This is a genomic window from Micromonospora siamensis, from assembly GCF_900090305.1.
GTDB lineage: Bacteria > Actinomycetota > Actinomycetes > Mycobacteriales > Micromonosporaceae > Micromonospora > Micromonospora siamensis.
This window is the reverse complement of record NZ_LT607751.1, coordinates 1,521,663-1,544,105: the sequence shown is the minus strand read 5'-3', so window position 1 is coordinate 1,544,105 and position 22,443 is coordinate 1,521,663. Positions and strand designations below refer to the sequence as shown.

The following is a 22,443-nucleotide window of genomic DNA, read 5'->3' as shown; positions in this document are numbered from 1 at the left end:
CTGGGATGCTAGCTTTTACCCATGGACGGGGTCTCGTCAACCGGAGGGCCGGAAGACGTCGCACCGGCGCCCGGCGGGGCGGCGGCGAGCACCGGGCACACCAGCAGCGAGGCGGCCCGGGCGCTGCGCGAGGTGCTGCGGGCGGCCGGCGACACCCGGGGGGCGCTGGCCCGCCGGCTGGGCATTGGCGCCACCGACGCGGCGGCCATCGACCACCTGATCTCCTCGCCGGTGCCGCTGGGCCCGGTGGAACTGGGCAACCGGCTCGGCATCCGCTCCGCCTCGGCGACCACCCTGGTCGACCGGCTGGTCCAGGCCGGGCACGTGGAACGCCGGCCGCACCCCAGCGACCGGCGACGGCTCTCCCTCCAGGTCACCGGGCACGCCTTCGACGAGGTGCTGGCCGCGCTGCGCCCGATGCTGACCGGGGTGGAGGCGGCCGTCGCCCGGCTCACCCCGGAGCAGGCGGCGGCGACCACCCGGTTCCTCCAGGAGGTCGCCGAGGTGATGCGTGAGTACGTCGCCACCGCGCCCGACGAGCCCCGGACCGGTGGCCGACCAACCCCCTGACGACCCGTCAGGATGAATCGCGGAAAATAGTTTGGGCCCTCACCGTTTGGTGGCTAACGTGAGGGCGTGCAGATGGAACCCCTGGTCCGCTTCCCCGACGTGCTCCACCACGCGCCGCTGGGCCGGCTGCTCGGCGTCGCCAGCCACCTGGTCGACCAGCACTGGGGTCGCTATCTGGCCGAGCACCACGGGCTGACCCCGGCCGGGATGCGGGTGCTGCTGACCCTGGCCCGGGCCGGCGACAGCAGCCACCGCGACGTCGCCGAACACTGCTTCGTCCGGCCCGCCACCCTCACCGGGATCGTCGACACGTTGGAGCGGGACGGGTTCGTCGAGCGCCGCCGGGACACCGCCGACCGGCGCAGCGTGCAGCTCACCCTGACCGCGAAGGGCCGGGAGCAGGCCGACGCCCTGCTCGACCTGATCCACCGCGACCCCCCGCTGACCTCCGTCGACGCCGACCCGGCGAAGAAGGCGGTCATCCGCGAGTTCCTGACCGAATTGATCGTGACCATGTCCGACGGGGAGGGCAGCCGGTTGAACCCATCGATCGAGGAATCCGACGAGCCGACACCGGGAGGCCGGCCGTGCTGATCCGCCTGCTCCGCAGTGGCCTGCGGCCGTACCGGGGGCCGCTGGCCGCCGTGGTGCTGTTCCAGTTCGCCGGCACCATGGCCTCGCTCTACCTGCCGAGCCTGAACGCCGACATCATCGACAAGGGCATCGCCCGTGGCGACACCGACTACATCCTGCGTACCGGCGGGTGGATGCTGCTGGTCAGCCTGGTGCAGATCGCCTGCTCGGTGGTGGCGGTCTATCTCGGGGCGCGGACCGCGATGGCCTTCGGCCGGGACACCCGGGCCGCGATCTTCACCCAGGTCAACCGCTTCTCGGCGCGCGAGGTCAACCGGTTCGGCGCCCCCTCGCTGATCACCCGCAACACCAACGACGTGCAGCAGGTCCAGATGCTGGTGCTGATGAGCTGCACCATGCTGGTCGCCGCGCCGATCATGAGCGTCGGCGGGGTGGTGATGGCGCTGCGCGAGGACATCGGCCTGTCCTGGCTGATGCTGGTCAGCGTGCCGGTGCTGGCGATCGCGCTGGGCCTGGTCACCCGGCGGATGGTGCCGGGCTTCCGGCTCATGCAGACCCGCATCGACACCGTCAACCGGGTGCTGCGCGAGCAGATCAGCGGCATCCGGGTGATCCGCGCGTTCGTCCGGGAGCCGTACGAGACCGAGCGGTTCGGCCGGGCGAACGCCGACCTGACGGCGACCGCGCTGCGGGTCGGCCGGCTCCAGGCGCTGATCTTCCCCATCATCATGCTGGTCCTCAACGTCACCAGCGTGGCGGTGCTCTGGTTCGGCGCCCAGCGGGTCGACGCCGGCCAGATCCAGATCGGCGCGCTCACCGCCTTCGTGCAGTACCTGATCCAGATCCTGATGGCCGTCATGATGGCCACCTTCATGCTGATGATGGTGCCCCGGGCGGCGGTCTGCTCGGAGCGGATCGTCGAGGTGCTGGAGACCGAGTCGTCGGTGGTGCCGGCGACCGACCCGGTGATCTCGGTGACCGGCCGCGCCGAACTGGAGCTGCGCCGGGTCTCCTTCCAGTACCCGGGGGCCAGCGCGCCGGTGCTGCACGACATCTCCTTCCGGGCCGGTCCCGGCCGGACCACCGCCGTCATCGGCTCGACCGGCGCCGGCAAGACCACCCTGCTCACCCTGATCCCCCGGCTGGTCGACCCGACCGCCGGCGCGGTCCTGGTGGACGGGGTCGACGTCCGGCTGCTGGAACCGGACGAGGTGTGGCGCCGGATCGGGCTGGTGCCGCAGCGGCCGTACCTGTTCAGCGGCACGGTCGCCAGCAACCTGCGGTACGGCAACCCGGACGCCACCGACGAGGAGCTCTGGGCGGCGCTGGAGATCGCCCAGGCCCGGGACTTCGTGGCCGAGATGCCCGGCGGGCTGGACGCCCCGATCGCGCAGGGCGGCACGAACGTCTCCGGCGGCCAGCGACAACGGATCGCCATCGCCCGGGCGCTGGTCCGCAAGCCGGAGATCTACCTCTTCGACGACTCGTTCTCGGCGCTGGACCTCGCCACCGACGCCCGGCTGCGGGCGGCGCTGCGGCCGGTCACCGCCGACGCGACGGTGGTGATCGTGGCCCAGCGGGTGTCCACGATCGTCGACGCCGACCAGATCATCGTGCTGGAGGACGGCGGCGTGGTCGGCGTCGGCCGGCACGACGAACTGCTGGCGACCTGCCCGACGTACGCCGAGATCGTGGCGTCCCAGCAGACCGCGGAGGTTGCCGCGTGAGCGCGAGGAGTGAGCCGGTCCTGCGGGCCCCGCAGTCGCGAACGAAGGGAGGCGCCGCATGAGCGCGCCGAACGAGCCGGGGGCGCGGGCCCCGCAGTCCCGGGCAGGCACGGGGCCGGACGGGCGGAAGGACCCGGGTTGGTGGGAGACCCCGCCCGCGCGCAAGGGCGGCAAGGGCGTACCCGAGCAGAAGCCGGCCGGCGACCCGCGGACGCCGAAGCGGCTCCCCCCGGGCGGGCAGCGTGGCGGCCCGCCGTGGATGGGCGCCGCCATGCCGGCGGAGAAGTCGATGAACTTCGGGCCGTCCGCGCGGCGGCTGCTGGGCCGGCTGCGGCCGCACCGGTTGCAGCTGGCCACGATCATCGCGCTCGGGGTGTCGAGCGTCGCGGCGGCCGTGGTGGGCCCGAAGATCCTCGGCCACGCCACCGACATCATCTTCACCGGCGTTGTCGGCCGGCAGCTGCCCGCCGGCAGCACCCTCGACCAAGCCGTCGCGGGCGCCCGCGCCGCCGGCAACGACAACCTCGCCGACATGCTGGCCCGGATGGACGTGGTGCCCGGCGTCGGCATCGACTTCGACGCGCTGGGCCGGGTGCTGCTGCTGGCGCTCGGCCTCTACCTGGCGGCGAGCCTGCTCTCCTGGTGGCAGGGTTGGCTGCTCAACGGGGTGGTGCAGCGGACCGTGCTGCGGCTGCGCGCCGACGTGGAGGACAAGCTCAACCGCCTGCCGCTGCCGTACTTCGACCGGCAGCCCCGCGGTGAGCTGCTCAGCCGGGTCACCAACGACATCGACAACGTCTCCCAGACCCTGTCGCAGACGCTCAGCCAGCTGCTCACCTCGGTGCTGACCGTGGTCGGCGTGCTGGGGATGATGTTCTGGATCTCCCCGGTGCTCGCCCTGGTGGCGCTGGTCGCGGTGCCGCTGTCGGTGATCGTCACCCGGCTGATCGCCAAGCGGTCGCAGCGCCGGTTCATCGCCCAGTGGCGGCACACCGGCGAGCTGAACGGGCAGATCGAGGAGGCGTACACCGGGCACGAGCTGGTCAAGGTCTTCGGCCGGCAGCGGGAGGTCGAGGCGGCGTTCGCCGCCAAGAACGAGGAGCTGTTCCAGGCCAGCTTCGGCGCCCAGTTCATCTCCGGGATCATCATGCCGGCGATGATGTTCGTCGGGAACCTCAGCTACGTGGCGATCGCCGTGGTCGGCGGGCTGCGGGTGGCGTCCGGGACGATGAGCCTCGGCGACGTGCAGGCGTTCATCCAGTACTCGCGGCAGTTCACCCAGCCGCTCACCCAGGTCGCCTCGATGGCGAACCTGCTCCAGTCCGGGGTGGCCTCCGCCGAGCGGGTCTTCGCGGTGCTCGACGCCGAGGAGCAGGCCCCGGACCGGGTGGCCTCGGGCCGGGTCGCCGGCCGGGTCGAGTTCGAGCACGTCTCCTTCCGCTACGAGCCGGACAAGCCGCTGATCGACGACCTGTCGCTGGTCGCCGAGCCGGGTCACACCGTGGCGATCGTCGGCCCGACGGGCGCCGGCAAGACCACGCTGGTCAACCTGATCATGCGCTTCTACGAGCTGGACGCCGGCCGGATCACCCTGGACCGGCAGGACATCACCACGATGACCCGCGACGAGCTGCGCGGGCGGATCGGCATGGTGCTCCAGGACACCTGGCTGTTCGGCGGCACCATCCGCGACAACATCGCGTACGGCCGCCCGGGCGCCAGCGAGGAGGAGATCCTGGCCGCCGCCCGGGCCACCTTCGTGGACCGCTTCGTGCGCAGCCTGCCCGACGGCTACGACACCGTGATCAACGAGGAGGGCAGCAACGTCAGCGCCGGCGAGAAGCAGCTGATCACCATCGCGCGGGCGTTCCTGGCCGAGCCGTCGCTGCTGATCCTGGACGAGGCGACCAGCTCGGTGGACACCCGCACGGAGGTGCTGCTCCAACGGGCGATGGCCGCCCTGCGCTCGGACCGGACCAGCTTCGTCATCGCCCACCGGCTCTCCACCATCCGCGACGCCGACCTGATCCTGATGATGGAGAACGGCCGGATCGTCGAGCAGGGCACCCACGAGGAGCTGCTGGCCGCCGGGGGCGCCTACCACGACCTCTACCACTCCCAGTTCACCGCCGCCGCCTCCGTCGACGCGGAGCCGGAACCGGCGGTGCGCTAGGGCAGGAGGGCAGCGGAATGGGTGGTGACCATCCGGTCGAGCAGGGCGAGGGCCTCGTCGGCGGGCATCGGGGGCAGGGACCGCCCGTCGCGCAGGCGCAGCGCGACCGCGCCGGCGGCGGCCTCCCGGGCGCCGATCACCCCGGCGTACGGGATGCGGCGGCGGGCCGCGTCCCGGACCCGGGCACCCAACGAGCCGCCGTGGTCGACCTCGACCCGCAGGCCGGCCGCCCCGGCCCGGCGGGCCAGCGCCTCGGCCGCCGCCGCCTGGCCGTCGTCGACCGGGAGCAGCACCAGCTGCACCGGGGCGTACCAGACCGGAAACGCGCCCTGGTGCACCTCGATCAGGTACGCGAAGAGCCGCTCCATGCTGCCGACCAGGCTCCGGTGCACCATCACCGGCCGTTGCCGGCTCCCGTCGGCGGCGGTGTACGACAGGTCGAACCGTTCCGGCTTGTCGAAGTCGAGCTGGACGGTGGAGATGGTCGACTCCCGGCCGGCCGCGTCGACGACCTGGATGTCGATCTTCGGGCCGTAGAACGCCGCCTCGCCGGGCGCCTCGGTGTACGCCACCCCGTCGAGCGCCGCGCGGAGCAGCTCCTCGGCCCGCGCCCACTGGGCGTCGTCGCCGACGTACTTCTCCCCCGGCCCGCGCAGCGACAGCCGGAACCCGGCCGGTCGTACGCCCAGCGCGGCGTGCGCCTCGCCGATCAGCCGGAGGATCTCGCGTACCTCCTCACCCACCTGGTCCAGGGCGCAGAAGTTGTGCGCGTCGTTGAGCGAGATGGCCCGTACCCGGGACAGCCCGCCCAGCACCCCGGAGCGCTCCGCCCGGTACATGCCGCCGATCTCGGCGATCCGCAGCGGCAGCTCCCGGTAGGAGCGGCCGCGGGCCCGGAAGACCAGCGCGTGGTGCGGGCAGAGCGCCGGCCGGAGCACGAACTCGTCGTCGGCGCTGAGCCGCATCGGCGGGAACATGTCGGCGGCGAAGTAGCCGAGGTGCCCGGAGAGCTCGAACAGCTCCCGTTTGCCCAGCGGCGGCGAGTACACGTGCCGGTAGCCGGCCCGGCGCTCCAGGTCGCGGACGTACTCCTCGACGGCGTGCCGGGCGGCGGCGCCGGCCGGCAGCCAGATGGGCAGCCCGGCGCCCACCAGCGGGTCGGAGACGAACAGCTCCAGCTCCCGGCCGAGCCTGCGGTGGTCGATCATGTCGCTCTCCTTGATCGGGTACGACCCGGAGGCGAGCTGGCCCGGAACGCCACGAGGCCCCGGGGCGGTTCGCCCCGGGGCCTCGTCGACGGTTACGTCAGTGCGGCGCGCCGGGGATACCCGGCGTCGTGGTCACCATCGCGCTGCACATGCCGCGACGGTAGGCGCGGCGGCGCCAGCCGCGCAACGAATTTCGGAGAGCTGGGTGCGGGTCGCCGGCACGGGACCTGCCGGCGACCCGCGGCGGCCACGTCGTCAGGAACGGGGGACCCGACGTGCGTGGGCCGCGCGACTCACCACGGTACGCGCACGGACGCCGATCCGCCGCCCGCTCCGGGTACGCGTCGGCATGTCACCACCCGTCACCCCGCACCGACCGGCGTCGTTGTCATCGGGGCCCGGGGTGGTGTCCGTGGTCACCGCCGGCCGGCCCCGCCGAGCGTGACGGCGGACACGGGAGCAGGCTCGGCACATTCGATCGGCCGGATCCGGCGAGGTGGCAGTCGTGCCCGAATTACTCACTGACGTCGCGTCACCGGCGTGGGCCTACCTGCTGCTCCTCGGCCTGCTCGTGGTGGACGCCTTCGTGCCGATCGTGCCCACCCAGGTCGTGATGATCACCGGCGGCGCGCTCACCGTGTACGGCGGGCTCAGCCTGCCCACCACCATCGCGGTCGGCGCGCTCGGCGTCTTCGTCGGCGACCTGGCCTGCTACCTGCTCGGCCGGGTGGCCCCGGACCGCCGGCTGCCCCGGCACGCCGAGCCGAACCGGGCCCGCCGGGTCGCCAAGCGGGTCACCCGCGGCCTGCGCCGCCCCGGACCGATGGTGATCCTGCTCTGCCGCTTCGTCCCGGGCGGCCGGATGGCGGCCTGCTTCTCGGCCGGCCGCAGCCGCTACCCGTACCGCCTGTTCGTGCTCTACGAGCTGACCGCGGCGATCGGCTGGGCCACCTACGGCGCCCTGGTCGGGCACCTGGGCGGCACGGCGCTGACCGAGTCGGCGTGGCGGCTGGCGCTGATCGCGACGGCGGCGGCGGCCGGGTTCGCGGCGGCGGGGTGGGCGATGACGGTGATCGCCGCCCGCAACGCCCCCACCGAGGTCACCGCCGACTAACTTGGCCGTACGTCCGAGCGTGTCGGACCGCCCGCGCCTATAAGGCCTTTTTATATTTGCTGGGTGTGGGACATCAGGCTTCATCCCGAGGTCGAATCATGGTTCCTTGGTCTGTGCAGGACCGACCCGGTCACTGCGGATCTGGTCAGCGAAGCGATCGATCTGCTCTCCGAGCACGGCCCGGCCCTGGGCCGGCCCTTGGTCGACCGCCTCAAGGGGAGCCTGTTCCACCACATGAAGGAGCTGCGCCCCGGGTCGACCGGCTGGACGGAGGTACGCATGATCTTCGCATTCGATCCGCTCCGGGAGGCGGTCTTCCTCATCGCCGGAGACAAGTCCGGCCAGTGGCAGAGTTGGTACCGGACGGCCATACCCTTGGCGGATGAACGGTTCCAGGAGCACCTGGCCAGCCTGAAGGAAGCTCAATGATGACCGGTGGATCGGACTGGCGGGACGTCAAGGCGAAGGCCCGGGAGTTGGACCCGACCTGGGAGGAACCCGGCCGGGTGGCCCGGCGCGGGCGGATGCGCGAACAGATGCTCGCTGCTGTCAGCGGCGCTCAGTTGGCGGAGATCCGTAAGCAGCTCGGCATGACCCAGACCCAGCTCGCGGAGGCGGCCGGCCTCTCGCAAGCGCGGATCAGCCAGATCGAGAACGGGGAGACCACCACCCTGGAGACTCTCCGCGCGTACGTGACCGGTCTCGGCGGGCACGTCGAGGTGGTTGCCCGGATCGGCAACATCCAGCTCAATGTCGCCTGACCGCGACGGTTGACCTCAACCGCGCTTCAGCTCCTAGCGTCGGTGTCGGGACGGGGCCGGACGCGCCCCGTGCGACGCTGGAGGCGCAGATGATCCTGGTGACGGGGGCGACCGGCACGGTGGGCCGCGAGGTGGTGTCGCTGCTGGCGACGCGGGGCGAGCGGGTACGCGCGGTGACCCGCAAACCGGAGGCCGCCGAGCTGCCGGCCGGGGTGGAGGTGGTCGCCGCCGACCTGGCCGACCCGGCCTCGCTGGCACCGCACCTGGCCGGGGTGGACGCGGTCTTCCTGATCTGGCCGTTCACCGATCCGGCCGTGGCCCGCACGCACGCGCCGGAGGTCGCCCGGCTGATCGCCGAGCGGGGCGCCCGGGCCGTCTACCTGTCCGCGCCGGGCGCCGACCAGCCGGACACCTTCTGGGGGATCGTGGAGCGGGCCGTCGAGGCGTCCGGGGCGCCCTGGACGTTCCTGCGGCCGGTGGGCTTCGCCGCGAACACCCTGATGTGGGCCCGACAGGTCCGGGCCGGCGACGAGGTGCGCTGGCCGTACCCTGCCGCGGCCCGGTCGCTGGTGCACGAGCGGGACCTCGCCGAGGTGGCCGTCGCGGCGTTGACCACGGACCGCCACCTCGGCGACCGGCTGCTGATCAGCGGGCCGGGCACCCTCACCCAGGAGGAACAGGTGCACACCATCGGCCGGGTGATCGGCCGGGAGCTGCGTTGGGCGGAGCAGCCGCTCGACGAGGCGCGACGGGGGTTGACGGCGGCGTTCGGCGATCCCGCCTTCGCCGACGCCGCGCTGGCCGGATGGGCCGCCTTCGTCGACCGGCCGGAGGCGGTCACCGACACCGTCGAGCGGGTCACGGGGCACCCCGCCCGCCCGTACGCCGAATGGGTCGCCGACCACGCCGACGCCTTCCGCTGACCGCCGGGCGGGCCCGACGGTCAGCGGCGCGCGCTACTCCAGCTCGTGCAGCATGAGCTGGCGGGCGGCCTCGGTGATCGACCCGGACAGCGACGGGTAGATGGTGATCGTCTGGGCCAGCTCGTTGACGGTGAGGTTGTTCTCCACCGCCATGGTGATCGGCAGGATCAGCTCGCTGGCCTTGGGGGCCACCACCACGCCGCCGATGACCTGGCCGCTGGCCGGCCGGCAGAAGAGCTTGACGAAGCCGTCGGCCAGGTCGTCCATCTTCGCCCGGGCGTTGCCGGACAGCGGCAGCATCACCTGCCGGGCGGGCACCTTGCCGGCGGCCACCTCGTCGTGCGAGACGCCCACGGTGGCCAGCTCCGGGTCGGTGAAGACGTTCGCCGCGACGGTACGCAGCCGCAGCGGCCGGACCGCCTCGCCCAGCGCGTGCCACATGGCGATCCGGCCCTGCATGGCGGCGACGCTGGCCAGCGGCAGCACGCCGGTGCAGTCGCCGGCCGCGTAGACGCCCGGAACGTTGGTACGCGACACCCGGTCGACCTGGACGTAGCCGCCCCGGGCCAGCTCGACGCCGTATTCGGCGAGGCCCAGGCCGGCGGTGTTCGGGATGGAGCCGACCGCGATCAGCGCGTGCGAGCCGGCGACGACCCGGCCGTCGGAGAGCTCGACCTCGACACCGTCGCCGACCCGGCGGACCGCGTCGGCGCGCGAGTTGTTGAGGATGCTCATGCCCCGGTTGCGGAAGACCCGCTCGATCGCCATGGCGGCGTCGGCGTCCTCGTGCGGCATCACCCGGTCGCGGCTGGAGACCAGGGTGACCTGGACCCCCATCGCCAGGTAGGCGCTGGCGAACTCGGCGCCGGTCACCCCGGAGCCGACCACGATCAGGTGCTCGGGGAGCTCGGGCAGGTCGTACACCTGGCGCCAGGTGAGGATGCGCTCGCCGTCCGGCACGGCGGTCGGGAGCTGGCGCGGGGTGGCCCCGGTGGCGATCAGCACGGTCGACGCGGCGATGGAGTATTCCTCGCCGCCGCCGGCCGGGGTGACCAGCACCCGGTGGGTGTGACCGAGGGTGTCCTCGCCGAGCCGGGCGTTGCCGGCCACGAAGCTGACCCCGGCCTTGACCAGCTTGTCGTGGATGTCGGCGGACTGGGCCAGCGCCAGCCGTTTGACCCGCTCGTGCACGGCCCGGGCGTCGACGGTGACCGCCTCCAGCCCGTCGGAGTGCACGCCGAACTCCTCGGTGTCCCGGTAGCCGGTGACCACCTGCGAGCTGGCGATGAAGGTCTTGGACGGCACACAGTCGGAGAGCACGCAGGCCCCACCGGCCCCCTCGGCCTCCACGACGGTGACATCAGCGTCCAGCTGGGCGGCGACCAGGGCCGCCTCGTACCCGGCCGGCCCTCCGCCGATGATCACGATCTGGCTCACAACGATCGCCCCTCGTCAGTGCTCACAGTGACTTTCTTCTCCCGAACGTGTCCGACACGCACCGTCGTATTCTCCCCCACCCGTCCGCCGGGCTATCGTCATCGCCGTGCGTCATTACGCCGCCTACGGCTCAAACCTCGATCCCGCTCGGATGCGCGCCTACTGCCCGCACTCGCCGATGGTGGGCACCGGCTGGCTGGAGGGCTGGCGGCTCACCTTCGCGGGCGAGGACGTCATCGGCTGGGAGGGCTCGGTCAGCACCGTCGTCGAGTCCCCGGGCGACCGGGTCTTCGTGGCGCTCTACGACATCCACCCGTACGACGCCGCGCAGCTCGACGAGATCGAGGGCGTGACCGCCGGGACGTACCGCAAGATCACCGTACGCGTCTCGACGCTCGACGGGGACGTGACGGCCTGGGTGTACGTCTTCGAGGGGTACGAGGGTGGGCTGCCCACCGCGTGGTACCTGTCGGAGATCGCGAACGCCGCGCAGAAGGCGGGCGCCCCGGACGACTACGTCACCGAGCTGCGGTCCCGCCCCACCGGCACCGCGACGGCGTAGCGCGTATCCCACCCGTCCAGTCTGCTCCGCCGCCCCGACCGGCCGGCCGCCGACCCCCGGTGGCGTCGCGCATCACACACCGGCCGGCACGACCAGCTCGTACATGTCGACGGTCAGGGTCTCCCGCAGCCCCACCGAGCGGTAGAGCGACAGCGGGGCGGTCGGGTTGGCCAGGTCCACCCCGAGGCCGGCGGTGGCCCGCCCCTTGGCCGCGTACGCGGCGAAGGCGTGCCCGAGCAGCGCGGCGCCCACGCCCCGGCGGCGCTGCCCGGGCAGCACGGCCAGGTTCTTGACCCATCCCTCGTCGCGGTCGGCGCCCTGGCCGGAGGAGCGCAGGACGCCCGCCGGCGCCCCGTCCACCTCGGCCACGAACCACTCGTCCCAGGCAGGGTCCGGGCCGATCCGCTCCCGCCAGGTGGCGAAGTCCCGGGGGTCGTGGTCGAGGGTGTCGGCGAAGGCCGTCTCGTAGATCCGGTGGAAGGCGCGCAGGTCGTCCTGGTCGTCCGGGCGGACCGACCGGACCAGGACGCCGGACGGGGTGACCGGCGGGTCGGCGGGCAGCGGCCGGCTCATCCGCACGTACCGCTTGGCGAAGCCGAAGCCCGCGTCCCGCAGGATCTCCCGCCACCGCTGCTCCGGCGGGTAGGCGGCGCACCGGACGGTGAGCGCCGGCAGGCCGCGTCCGGTGGCCCGCTCGGCGACCCGGGCCAGCTGCCGGTGCAGCAGCGGCCCACGCAGCTGGTGGCCGCGTTCCGGGTCCACGTAGACCTCGACGAACTCCCGCCCCACCCCGGTCGGGTTGTCCATGGTCGCCCAGGCGACCACCGCGCCGTCGGCGTCCAGGCCGAGCCAGCAGTCCGCCGCCGGGTCGGTGTGCGGCGCGGTCAGGCACTCCACCACGTCCTCGGCGGAGAAGTCGGGAAACCCGATGGCGTACGTGTCGGCGGCGTGCACCACCGCCAGGATCGCCGGTACGTCGTCGAGGGTGGGGCGGCGGGCGGTCCAGCCGGCGGGGAGCGTCACGGCCGTGATCCTGGCAGCCGCACGCGTCCCGCGCCGCCGATTTTCCGGCCCCGGCCCGGTCAGCCGGCCGAACCCGGCCGGCGCAGCTGTCCCCGGACGGTGGTCAGCAGCTCCAGCAGCTCGACGCCCTCGCCCGGGCCCAGCGACCGGAACGCGGCCGAGGCCAGCCGGTCGGTCACCGCCTCCGCCCAGAGCCGGCGCCGGACCAGCGGCCCCACCGGCGGGTACGGCGGCGGCCAGCCGCAGGCCGCGGCCCCGGCCGCACCCTCCGGTCCGGCCAGCACCGCCTCCACCGGGCTCATTCCGCCGGCCCGCACCGCCAGCAGGTACGCCCCGGCGAAGTGCTCGCGCAGCAGCAGCAGCCCCACGGCCGCCCTGGCCCCCGGCCCGTCCTCGGGCAGCGGCATGGCCCGCCACGCGGCGAACAGCGGCATCCCGGTCGCGTCGGCGGCTCCGACGATCCGGTGCAGCAGCTCGGCCAGCCGGGCCGTACCGGGCAGCGGACCGAGCTGCTGCCCACCCCAGCGGCAGCACTCCGCCAGGTTCGCCGCCGCCACCTCGACCGGCCGCACCGTACGCGCCGCGGCGTCCCAGCCGTCGGCCACCGCGTCCGGCGCGATGAAGCCGAGCGCGGCGGCCACCGTCTCGGCCCGGACGTCGCCGAGCGCTCCCGCCCGGCCGGTGACGTAGAAGGCCCACCCGGAGATGCCGAGCAGCCGGGCCCGGCGCAGCGTGCCGGGGCAGCGGCTGAACACGTCGCCGAGCTCCAGCACGGTCGGCTTGCTGGCGGCGGCGATCTGCTCCGGCGTCATCCGGCCACCCGCCCACGGAATGCATCCATCGCGATCAGTCTGCCCGGTCGGCGCGGTCGCCGTCAGCCCCCTCTTCGGCCGCCAGCTCCTCCAGGGCGCCCTCCACCTCACCGGCGCGCCGGCGGGCTGCGGCTACCCCGCGTTCGGCGCCCCGGCGGGCCAGCTTCGCCCGGCTCAGCTCCTGCTCGGCGGCGGCCCGCCGGCGCTCCAGCTCGACCAGCTCCGCCTCGATGTCGGCCAGCGCCTCGGCGCTCTCCCGTTCGGCGGTGGTCGCGTCGGTCAGGTCGTCGCCCGCCCGCTCCAGGGCGGTACGCGCCTTCGCCAACTCGCGTTCCAGCGCCCGGCGCTGCCGGGCCCGTTCGGCGCGTTCCGCCTGAGCGGCCCGTTCGGCCCGCGCCGCCTCCCGCTCGGCCCGCGCCGCCGCCTCCCGCTCGGCCCGGGTGCCACGACCGGCCGCCTCCCGGTCCGCCCGCGGGCCGCCACCCGGGCCGGCGCCGGTGCCCCGGTCCGCAGCGCCCTGCCCGGCCCGGGCGCCCTCGTCGACGGCCGGCTCCTCCTGCTCGCCGCCGGTGACCAGCCGCAGCTGCGGGCGGGGCACCTCGCCGAAGCCGGCGTAGCTGGCCGCCCGGAGCAGCTGCCCGGAGCGGACCTGCTCGGCGACGTCGGCGTCCGACAGCGCCGCGTTCAGCGTCGCCTCCACCTCCGCCAGCGGCAGCTTCCCGGCCGGGGCGCCCTCGGCGGCGGCCAGCTTGCGCACCTCGGCGACGAGGGCGGCGACCACCGCCCGACGCTGGCCGGAGAGCTCCCGCAGCCGTGGCCCGCGCAGCTCCCGTTGCGCCGAACGTAGTGCGCCGGAGAGTTCCACCAGCTCGGCCACCAGCTCCGGCCGGCGCAGCGCCAGCAGGTTGACCAGCCAGGCCGCCACGGTCGGCCGGCGCAGCCCGGCGATCTGCCGGGCGGCGGCCCGGTCACCGGCCCGGCGCGCCTGCGCCACCGCCTCGTCCCGGGCGGCGACGAACCGGTCGGGCGGCTGGCCGTAGAGGCGTTCGACCAGCTCGCGGGGGGGGGCCGGGCATCTCCTCAGGCGTCCAGCGAGGTGCCCGGGGCGAGCCGCTGGTAGTCGCTGTGGGCCAACGCGGCGTACTGCTGGTCCAGTACGGCGTAACCGCGGTCGTTGAGCAGCCCGTCGTGCAGCGCGTAGACCCGGCGTGGGGCGACCGCCCGGATGAAGTCGACCACCTCGGAGAACTTCGACCAGGGGGCGTGGATCGGCGCGAAGAGCGTGTCCACCCGTACGTCCTCGGGGGCCACCAGGGAGTCGCCCGGGTGGTAGACCACGTCGTCGAGCAGGTAGCCCAGGTTGTCGATCACCGGGATGTCCGGGTGGATGACCGCGTGCCGGCCGCCGTACGCCCGGACCGGCACGCCCGCCGCGGTGAACGACTCGCCCGGCTCGACCGGGGTGAGCGCGGACGCGGCGTCGCCCAGCACCTCGGCCAGCGACGCCGGGCCGTGGATGACGAACGGCCGGCGGTCGAGCTGGCGGCGTACCGCCTCGACGTCGAGGTGGTCCGGGTGCTTGTGGGTGATCAGCACGGCGTCCGCCCCGTCGAGCGACACCGGGTCGCTGAACGTGCCCGGGTCGATGACCAGCACTCCCCCGTCGTGCTCGACCCGCAGGCAGGAGTGGGCGTACTTGGTCAGCTGCATGATGACTCCTCGATCAGGAGAATCGTGTCGTCCTCGACGCAGTCTGCCCCAATCGGCCCGCCGCCGCGCCGCGTCCGGGCCCGGGCGCCGGTCAGCGTGCCGCGGCCAGCGCCCGCAGCGCGGTCTGCACCATGACGCGTACGCCGGCCGGGATCGCCCGCTCGTCCACGTCGAACGAGGCGCGGTGCAGGTCGACGTTGGGCCCGGAGCGGCCGACGCCGAGCCGGGCCAGGGCCCCCGGGACGTGCTCCAGATACCAGGAGAAGTCCTCGCCGCCCATGCTCTGCGGGGTCTCGGCGATGCCCTCCGGGCCGAGCGCGGCGGCGGTCGCCGCGGTGAGCACCTGGATGGCGCGGGCGTCGTTGCAGACCGGCGGCCGGCCGCGCAGGTATTCCAGGTCGACGGTCGCGCCGGTCGGGGCGATCACGTCCCGGACCACCTGCGCCACGATCTTCGGCGCCTGCTCCCAGGTGTCCCGGTCCATCACCCGCAGGGTGCCGGAGGCGCAGGCCTCGGAGGGGATGACGTTGTAGCGGGTGCCGGCCGAGGCGTGGCCGAACACCAGCAGCAGGCCGCTGTTGGCCGGCACCCGACGGCTCACCAGCGCCGGCACCTCGGTGATCAGCCGGCCGAGCGCGTCGACCAGGTCGACGGTCAGGTGCGGACGGGCGGTGTGGCCTCCGGGGCCAGTCAGCCGTACGGTCACGTTGTCGGCGGCGGCGGTGATCGGCCCGACCCGCAGGCCGACCTTGCCGACCGGCTGGTTGGGGTCGCAGTGCAGGGCGAAGATCTGCACCACGTCGTCGAGCCCGCCGGCCTCGATCACCTCCAGCGAGCCGCAGGGCAGGATCTCCTCGGCGGGCTGGAAGATCAGCCGGACCCGGCCGTCGAGCTGCCCGGCGTCGGCGAGCTGGGCCAGCAGCATGCCGACGCCCAGCATCACCGCGGTGTGCACGTCGTGGCCGCAGGCGTGGCAGACGCCGTCCACGGTGGAGCGGTACGGGACGTCCTTGGAGTCGGTCAGCGGCAGAGCGTCGATGTCGGCGCGGAGCGCGATGACCGGCCCGTCCGGGCGGCCGTCGATGTCGCAGATGACCCCGTTGCCCTTGGGCAGCATCCGGGGGGTGAGCCCGGCCAGGGAGAGTTCCCGGGCGATCAGCGAGGCGGTCTCGTACTCCTCGCCGGAGAGTTCGGGATGCGAGTGGATGTGACGCCGGGTGGCGATCAACCCCGGTACCCGGAGGGCGAGCAGGTGGTCCAGCTCGAAGGGCAGGGGCTGGGAACCGGCTGGCGCATCCGGCCAGGACGACGCCAGCTGGCCGCCCGTGGGCAGCGTCAACGCACTCGTCACGTCGAATTCTCGATCACTAGTGGTGGATGGATCTTCCGGCAGGACAGCAGACAGCCTAGACCTCCGACGGTGACGCTGCGCAACATCACTTCGGTAGCGGTCGGAGCGCGAAGCGTCACCCGACGCCGGCTGGGCGTGCTCGAAAATCTGCGGGACAGCAGGTGGATCGCGGTCGAACGCCGTCATCTGCCCCACACCTCCTACAGCGGGTGACCGGCCGGGCCGGTCACGAATTCCCCGACGGCACCAATGCCGCTGAGGCGAATTGTCGCATTAGTCGCAACAATTAACTGCCGCTCGGACAATTCACCGACAACACCGAGCTGTCGCGCGACTCCCGACGGTGACATGGGCGCGCATCGCCCGACCGGACACGCTGTCCGTCCCCGTTCACCCGATCGGGGTACCCGGAAAGCCGTCGCGGTATCCCCATTTCCCACGCGAACGCCCCGCCCCCGGTCGGGAACCGGGAACGGGGCGTGACGGGACCGGTCAGAACCGGTCGGACGGGCGGTAGACGCCCCAGGTGTCGCGCAGGGTGCCGCAGACCTCGCCGACGGTGGCCCGGGCCCGCAGCGCCTCCTTCATCGGATAGAGCACGTTGGCGTCACCCTCGGCGGCGGCCCGCAGCTCGGCCAGGGCGTGCCGCACCGCGGCGTCGTCCCGCTCGGCGCGCAGCTTCGCCAGCCGCTGCCCCTGCGCCGCCTCGATCGACGGGTCGACCCGCAGCGGCTCGTACGGCTCCTCCTCGTCGACGGCGAACCGGTTCAACCCGACCACCACCCGCTCGCCCGAGTCGATCTCCTGGGCGATCCGGTACGCCGACTGCTCGATCTCCCGCTTCTGGAAGCCCGCCTCGATGGCGTCCACCGCCGAACCGTGGTCACCGACCCGGTCCATCAGCTCCACCGCCGCCGACTCCAGCTCGGCGGTCATCGCCTCCACCACGTACGACCCGGCGAACGGGTCCACCGTGGCGGTCAGGTCCGTCTCGTACGCCAGCACCTGCTGGGTACGCAGCGCCAGCCGGGCCGCCTTCTCGGTGGGCAGCGCGATCGCCTCGTCGAAGCTGTTGGTGTGCAGCGACTGGGTGCCGCCGAGCACCGCGCCGAGCCCCTGGATCGCCACCCGCACCAGGTTCACCTCGGGCTGCTGGGCGGTGAGCTGCACGCCGGCGGTCTGGGTGTGGAACCGCAGCATCATCGACTTCGGATCCTTGGCGCCGAAGTCGTCCCGCATCACCCGGGCCCAGATCCGCCGCGCGGCGCGGAACTTCGCGACCTCCTCCAGCAGGGTGGTGCGGGCGACGAAGAAGAACGACAGCCGGGGCGCGAAGTCGTCCACCGCCAGCCCCGCCTCCAGCGCCGCCCGGACGTACTCCACCCCGTTGGCCAGGGTGAACGCGATCTCCTGCGCGGGCGTCGCGCCGGCCTCCGCCATGTGGTAGCCGGAGATGGAGATGGTGTTCCACTTCGGCACCTCCTTGCGGCAGTACGCGAAGGTGTCGGCCACCAGCCGCAGCGACGGCTTCGGCGGGAAGATGTACGTCCCGCGGGCGATGTACTCCTTGAGGATGTCGTTCTGGATGGTGCCGTTGAGCGCCGCGCCCGGCACGCCGTTCTCCTCGGCCACCAGTTGGTAGAGCAGCAGCAGCACCGACCCGGGGGCGTTGATCGTCATCGAGGTGGAGACCTTGTCCAGCGGGATGCCGGCGAAGAGCAGCCGCATGTCCTCGATGGAGTCGATGGCGACGCCCACCTTGCCGACCTCGCCGTGCGCGATCGGGTCGTCGGAGTCGTACCCCATCTGGGTGGGCAGGTCGAAGGCGACGGACAGACCCATGGTCCCGGCCCGCAACAACTGGTGGTACCGCGCGTTGGACTCGGTGGCGGTGCCGAAGCCCGCGTACTGCCGCATGGTCCACGGCCGGGAGGTGTACATGGTGGGGTAGACGCCCCGGGTGTACGGGAACTCGCCCGGCGCGCCCAGGTGGGAATCCAGCTCCCCGGGCAGGTCGGCCGACGTGTAGACGCCCTTGATCGGGAAACCGGACTCGCTCGACCGTTCGCTCATCCCCGGATGGTAGGACGCCACCGGGCATCGACGGGTGAGGGATACCGCACACCACATCGTCCTCGACACCTGGTGAACTGCCGGGCACGGATGGTCGCCGTCGACAACGGCACGCCGCGTCGGGTTTCGCATCGGGCGTCGGAACCAGCAAGATAGGGGGGTTGTGTCCCAGCCCCCTCGATATCCCCCGGTGGCTTTTCAGTGACTCAGATCCCGACGTGGAGCGGCGGACAGGTCAGTCCCTCCAACGGACGTGCGGCACCCGGCACCACCATCGGCGGGCGCTACGCGCTGCGGTCCGCGGTGGGCAACGGCGGCATGGGCACGGTGTGGCGTGCGACAGACACCCTGCTTCGCCGGGACGTGGCGGTCAAGGAGGTCGTCCTTCCCCCCGGGCTGGCCCCGAGCGACCGCGACGCGATGTACGAACGCACCCTGCGCGAGGCCCGCGCGGCCGCGGCGATCCAGCACCCGGCGGTGGTCCAGGTGTACGACGTGGTCACCGAGGGCGGCCGGCCGTGGATCGTGATGGAGCTGCTGGACGCGCGCAGCCTCGCCGACATGGTCATCGAGGACGGTCCGGTGGCCCCCCGACCGGTGGCCAAGATCGGCATCGCCCTGCTGGGCGCGCTGGAGGTGGCGCACGCGATCGGCGTGCTGCACCGCGACGTCAAGCCGGCCAACGTGCTGATCTGCTCCGACGGCCGCTGCGTGCTGACCGACTTCGGCGTGGCCCGGATGCCCACCGACGTGCAGCTGACCACCCCGGGCATGGTGCTCGGCTCGCCGCACTTCATCTCTCCCGAGCGGGCGATGGGCCAGGAGTTCGGCCCGCCGAGCGACCTCTTCTCACTCGGTGTGACGCTTTTCACCGCCGTCGAGGGCCGTCCCCCGTTCGACAAGGGCGACCCGATCGAGACCATGCACGCGGTGGTCGAGGACCCGCCGGCCACCCCGCAGCGCAGCGGTCCACTCACTCCCGTCCTGATGGGACTGCTGGAGAAGGACCCGGCCCGCCGGCTCGACGTGCACACCGCCCGGTCGATGCTCCGCGAGCTGCTGGCCGGCCCGCTGACCAGCACCGCGACCGCGGTCAACTCGGTCACCGACCCCTATTCGGTGGTGCCGGCGCAGCGACCCACCGCGCCGCCGCCATCGCCCGCCGCCCCGGAGCCGAAGCCCAGCGGCCAGATCGGCGGCCGGGCGATGATCGGCCCCGGCGAGTCGCTGACCGACCGGCTGGCGTCGCTGCGCCGCGGCGAACGACCCACCCCGGCGGCCATCGGCGGCGCCGCGCTGGACGACACCAGCGCCGACGCGCTCGCCGGCCCGCTGCACACGCCGACCGGCGCGATGCCCCCGCCGAGCGACCAGGCCGAGGCGACCCAGCGCTTCGGCACCGGCCACGGCGACGCCACCCAGCGTTTCGGGGCGAGGCCGGCGGAGGCCACCCAGCGCTTCGGCGCGGGCCAGGCCGACGCGACCCAGCGCTTCGGGGCCGGGCACGCCGACGCCACCCAGGCGATGGCCACCCACCAGCGGGGCGGCGCCCCGCACTTCGCCACCGGCCAGGCCGACCCAACCCAGCGGGTGCCCGGCGGGTACGCCGGCAACCAGTGGTCGGTGCCGGGCACCGGCCAGCCGTGGACCTCGCCGGCCACCGCACCGGCGGCCGGCGGCGGCAGCGCCGCCGACAGGGCGAAGGCCGCCGGTGGGCGGCTGGTCACCACGGTCAAGGGCTGGCCGCGCAAGGTCCAGCTCGGCGCGGCCGCTGGGCTGGTGCTGCTGCTGATCGGGGCGATCGCGCTGTTCGGTAGCGGCGACGACAAGCCGCCGACCCCGCCCGCGGCGATCCCGATCGAGCAGGACCCGGCCAACCCGGGCGTCGAAATGCACGAGGTCACCGTCAAGGGCGTCACCGTCCAGGTTCCGCAGGGCTGGGAACGGCGCACCGGCGGCGTGTACGTCGACTACGTCGACCCCGGGGACAGCAAGCGCAAGGTCCGGATCCTCCTGGAGGACTGGAAGGGCACTTCGATCAGCTGGGCCGAGTTCGCCTCCCGCAATCTGCGCAAGAACAAGAAGTCCTGCCCGGAGCCGTACAAGGAGCTGTCGGTGACCGAGGAGAAGCTGGTCGGCCAGCCGGCCGCCCAGCTGGAATACACCTGCGGCGAGGGCGACACCATGCGGCACGGCGTGTGGCGCGGGCTGGTCCGGGACGGCAAGGTCCACTCGTTCTACCTTTCCGCCAACGACCCCAGGTTCGCCCAGAGCAAGCCGATCTTCGACGCGATGGTGAAGTCCTTCCAGCTCACCGGGGCGAACTGACCCGGGGCGACGCCCAGCGGTGATCCGCCGTCGTGCTATCAAGAGGCATGACGGCGGACACCACTGACATCGACGACCTTCGCGAGCAGGCCCGGCGTTGGCTCGACGACGACCCCGACCCGGCCAGCCGGGACGAGCTGCGGGCGGTGCTCGACCAACTGCCGGGCAGCGGCCCGGAACTGGCCGACCGGTTCGCCGGCCCGCTGACCTTCGGCACCGCCGGGCTGCGCGGCCCGCTGCGCGCCGGGCCGAACGGCATGAACCTCGCCGTGGTCACCCAGGCCGCGGCCGGGCTGGTCGGCTGGCTCGCCGCCCAGGGCGCCACCGGACCGCTGGTGATCGGGTACGACGCCCGCCACGGTTCCCGGGAGTTCGCCGAGCGCACCGCCCAGGTCGCCACCGGCGCCGGCCGGCCCGCGCTGCTGCTGCCCCGCCCGCTGCCCACCCCGGTGCTGGCGTACGCGGTGCGGCACCTCGACGCGGCAGCCGGCGTGATGGTGACGGCCAGCCACAACCCGCCGCAGGACAACGGCTACAAGGTCTACCTGGGTGCCCGGCTCGGCGGCGAGCTGGGCACGGGCGCGCAGATCGTCCCGCCGGCCGACGCCGGCATCGAGGCGGCCATCCGCGCGGTCGGCCCGCTGACCCAGGTGCCGCTCGGCCCGCCCGGCCAGGTGCTCGGCGACGACCTGGTCGTCTCGTACGTCGAGCGGGCCGCCGCGGTGGTCGCGCCGGACGGGCCCCGGGACCTGGCCGTGGCGTACACCCCGCTGCACGGGGTGGGCGCGGCCGTGCTGACCGCCGCCTTCGCCCGGGCCGGTTTCCCGGTGCCCGGCGTGGTGCCCGACCAGGCCGAACCCGACCCGGAGTTCCCCACCGTCTCCTTCCCCAACCCGGAGGAGCCGGGGGCGGTGGACCGGCTGGTCGCGCTCGCCGACCGGATCGGCGCCGATTTGGCGATCGCCAACGACCCCGACGCGGACCGCTGCGCGGTGGCCGTCCGGGACGGCGACTCGTGGCGGATGCTGCGCGGCGACGAGGTGGGCGCGCTCCTCGCCGACCACCTGATGCGGCGCGGGGTCCGCGGCCTGTACGCCACCACCATCGTGTCGTCGTCCCTGCTGCGCGCCATGTGCGCCGCCCGCGACCTGCCGTACGACGAGACGCTGACCGGGTTCAAGTGGATCGTCCGGGCCGGTGGCGGGGCGCAGCCGCTGGTCTTCGGCTACGAGGAGGCCCTGGGCTACTGCGTGGCCCCGGAGCACGTACGCGACAAGGACGGCATCACCGCCGCGTTGACCGTCGCCGAGCTGGCCGCCGGCCTGAAGGCGCAGGGGCGCACCCTGACCGACCGGCTGGACGAGCTGGCCGCCGAGTTCGGGGTGCACCACACCGACCAGCTCTCCGTACGGGTCGACGACCTGCGGCTGATCACGGAGATGATGGCCCGGGTCCGGGCGGCCACCCCGGCCACGCTGCTGGGGCAGCCGCTCGCCGAGGCGCGGGACCTGCTGCCGGACTCCGACGTGGTGATCCTGCGGACGGCGGGGGCCCGAGCGGTGATCCGCCCCTCCGGCACCGAGCCGAAGCTGAAGGCGTACCTGGAGGTGGTGGAGCCGGCAGCGGACGGCGACGTCCCCGCGGCCCGCACCCGCGCCCAGGCCGCGGCCTCCGCCCTCCGCGCCGAGATCGCCGCCCTCCTCGGCCTCTGACTCCCACGCCGCGCCGCCGCCCTGTCGGCGACGGCCACCAGGCAGCCACGGACCGTAGCGGTCTCACGACCACCGACAACCGCGCCCCCTGCCTTTGCTCTGCTGCACCCCACGCGACAGGCACGGACAGTGACCTGGGCGGTCGAGGTAGGTGCGTGCGTCTGCCCAGCTCACACCCGGTGTTGCGGACGGGGCAGCAGAGCAAAGGAGGGCCGGGGTGTCTCCGAGGGTCGGTCGGCCGGCACGCTCGGTGAGCAGGGTGCCGGCAATACCGTGCGTAGCGCACCCACCGGCGGCCGGTTGGGCGACGGCGACGGTCGCGCTCCGGCCGCCGCGTCCCGGGCCAGTCCGGTCGAGCCGTCCAC

General features: G+C 73.5%; 19 protein-coding genes. 11 read left to right on the top strand and 8 right to left on the bottom strand.

Annotation, left to right across the window (positions count from 1 at the left end; all coding sequences use genetic code 11):
• Positions 1–21: 21 nt before the first annotated feature.
• The 4 genes from GA0074704_RS07235 to GA0074704_RS07220 all read left to right on the top strand — a co-directional run bounded on the left by GA0074704_RS07235 (position 22) and on the right by GA0074704_RS07220 (position 5,064).
• Complete coding sequence (locus GA0074704_RS07235) at positions 22–570, top strand: MarR family winged helix-turn-helix transcriptional regulator (RefSeq protein ID WP_088969778.1); 549 nt, start codon at positions 22–24, stop codon at positions 568–570.
• Positions 571–642: 72 nt separating this feature from the next.
• Positions 643–1,164: a MarR family winged helix-turn-helix transcriptional regulator gene (locus GA0074704_RS07230; protein ID WP_088969777.1), complete on the top strand. Its 522-nt coding sequence runs from the start codon at positions 643–645 to the stop codon at positions 1,162–1,164.
• Entirely contained in the window at positions 1,158–2,891 is a 1,734-nt protein-coding gene (locus GA0074704_RS07225) for an ABC transporter ATP-binding protein (RefSeq protein ID WP_088969776.1), read from the top strand. Before GA0074704_RS07230 ends, GA0074704_RS07225 begins: the two co-directional genes overlap by 7 nt.
• A 271-nt stretch (positions 2,892–3,162) precedes the next feature.
• Positions 3,163–5,064, top strand: coding sequence for an ABC transporter ATP-binding protein (locus GA0074704_RS07220; protein ID WP_172880870.1), 1,902 nt, complete (start codon positions 3,163–3,165; stop codon positions 5,062–5,064).
• Here the strand turns inward: GA0074704_RS07220 and thrS are convergent.
• Positions 5,061–6,287 (bottom strand): threonine--tRNA ligase, encoded by a 1,227-nt coding sequence (gene thrS, locus GA0074704_RS07215; protein WP_377471290.1) that lies wholly within the window; start codon positions 6,285–6,287, stop codon positions 5,061–5,063. The genes GA0074704_RS07220 and thrS overlap by 4 nt on opposite strands.
• A 490-nt stretch (positions 6,288–6,777) precedes the next feature.
• Here thrS and GA0074704_RS07210 point away from each other — a divergent pair, with 490 nt between their 5' ends.
• The 4 genes from GA0074704_RS07210 (at position 6,778) to GA0074704_RS07195 (ending at position 9,070) form a co-directional block, all read left to right on the top strand.
• Positions 6,778–7,386, top strand: coding sequence for a DedA family protein (locus GA0074704_RS07210; RefSeq protein ID WP_088969773.1), 609 nt, complete (start codon positions 6,778–6,780; stop codon positions 7,384–7,386).
• Between the two features lie 63 nt (positions 7,387–7,449).
• A complete protein-coding gene (locus GA0074704_RS07205) occupies positions 7,450–7,815 on the top strand; it encodes a type II toxin-antitoxin system RelE/ParE family toxin (protein ID WP_088969772.1) in 366 nt (121 codons plus the stop codon).
• On the top strand, positions 7,815–8,147 hold the full coding sequence (locus GA0074704_RS07200) for a helix-turn-helix domain-containing protein (protein WP_088973511.1): 333 nt from the start codon (positions 7,815–7,817) through the stop codon (positions 8,145–8,147). The genes GA0074704_RS07205 and GA0074704_RS07200 overlap by 1 nt, the downstream gene beginning before the upstream one ends.
• Before the next feature lie 89 nt (positions 8,148–8,236).
• The gene (locus tag GA0074704_RS07195; protein ID WP_088969771.1) at positions 8,237–9,070 is read left to right on the top strand and encodes an SDR family oxidoreductase; all 834 of its coding nucleotides are present in this window, start codon (positions 8,237–8,239) and stop codon (positions 9,068–9,070) included.
• 33 nt (positions 9,071–9,103) lie between these two features.
• On the opposite strand, the gene GA0074704_RS07190 is transcribed toward GA0074704_RS07195, so the two are convergent.
• Positions 9,104–10,507 carry an NAD(P)H-quinone dehydrogenase gene (locus GA0074704_RS07190; protein WP_088969770.1) on the bottom strand — a complete coding sequence of 468 codons (1,404 nt, stop codon included), beginning with the start codon at positions 10,505–10,507 and terminating at the stop codon, positions 9,104–9,106.
• A 106-nt stretch (positions 10,508–10,613) separates the two neighbouring features.
• On the opposite strand from GA0074704_RS07190, the gene GA0074704_RS07185 reads away from it, so the two are divergent.
• Complete coding sequence (locus tag GA0074704_RS07185) at positions 10,614–11,069, top strand: gamma-glutamylcyclotransferase (protein WP_088969769.1); 456 nt, start codon at positions 10,614–10,616, stop codon at positions 11,067–11,069.
• 72 nt (positions 11,070–11,141) lie between these two features.
• On the opposite strand, the gene GA0074704_RS07180 is transcribed toward GA0074704_RS07185, so the two are convergent.
• The 6 genes from GA0074704_RS07180 to GA0074704_RS07155 all read right to left on the bottom strand — a co-directional run bounded on the left by GA0074704_RS07180 (position 11,142) and on the right by GA0074704_RS07155 (position 18,038).
• Positions 11,142–12,092, bottom strand: a complete 951-nt coding sequence (locus GA0074704_RS07180) for a GNAT family N-acetyltransferase (RefSeq protein WP_088969768.1) — start codon at positions 12,090–12,092, stop codon at positions 11,142–11,144.
• 59 nt (positions 12,093–12,151) lie between these two features.
• Complete coding sequence (locus tag GA0074704_RS07175; protein WP_088969767.1) at positions 12,152–12,904, bottom strand: SCO6745 family protein; 753 nt, start codon at positions 12,902–12,904, stop codon at positions 12,152–12,154.
• 34 nt (positions 12,905–12,938) lie between these two features.
• The gene (locus tag GA0074704_RS07170) at positions 12,939–13,988 is read right to left on the bottom strand and encodes a hypothetical protein (RefSeq protein WP_088969766.1); all 1,050 of its coding nucleotides are present in this window, start codon (positions 13,986–13,988) and stop codon (positions 12,939–12,941) included.
• Complete coding sequence (locus GA0074704_RS07165; RefSeq protein ID WP_088969765.1) at positions 13,985–14,614, bottom strand: MBL fold metallo-hydrolase; 630 nt, start codon at positions 14,612–14,614, stop codon at positions 13,985–13,987. Before GA0074704_RS07165 ends, GA0074704_RS07170 begins: the two co-directional genes overlap by 4 nt.
• A gap of 91 nt (positions 14,615–14,705) precedes the next feature.
• Positions 14,706–15,965, bottom strand: coding sequence for an amidohydrolase (locus tag GA0074704_RS07160; protein WP_088969764.1), 1,260 nt, complete (start codon positions 15,963–15,965; stop codon positions 14,706–14,708).
• Positions 15,966–16,457: 492 nt separating this feature from the next.
• Complete coding sequence (locus tag GA0074704_RS07155; protein ID WP_088969763.1) at positions 16,458–18,038, bottom strand: acyl-CoA mutase large subunit family protein; 1,581 nt, start codon at positions 18,036–18,038, stop codon at positions 16,458–16,460.
• A gap of 201 nt (positions 18,039–18,239) precedes the next feature.
• Between GA0074704_RS07155 and GA0074704_RS07150 the strand changes: the two genes are divergently transcribed.
• A complete protein-coding gene (locus tag GA0074704_RS07150) occupies positions 18,240–20,366 on the top strand; it encodes a serine/threonine-protein kinase (protein ID WP_088969762.1) in 2,127 nt (708 codons plus the stop codon).
• 47 nt (positions 20,367–20,413) lie between these two features.
• Positions 20,414–22,078: a phospho-sugar mutase gene (locus GA0074704_RS07145; RefSeq protein WP_088969761.1), complete on the top strand. Its 1,665-nt coding sequence runs from the start codon at positions 20,414–20,416 to the stop codon at positions 22,076–22,078.
• Positions 22,079–22,443 lie beyond the last annotated feature (365 nt).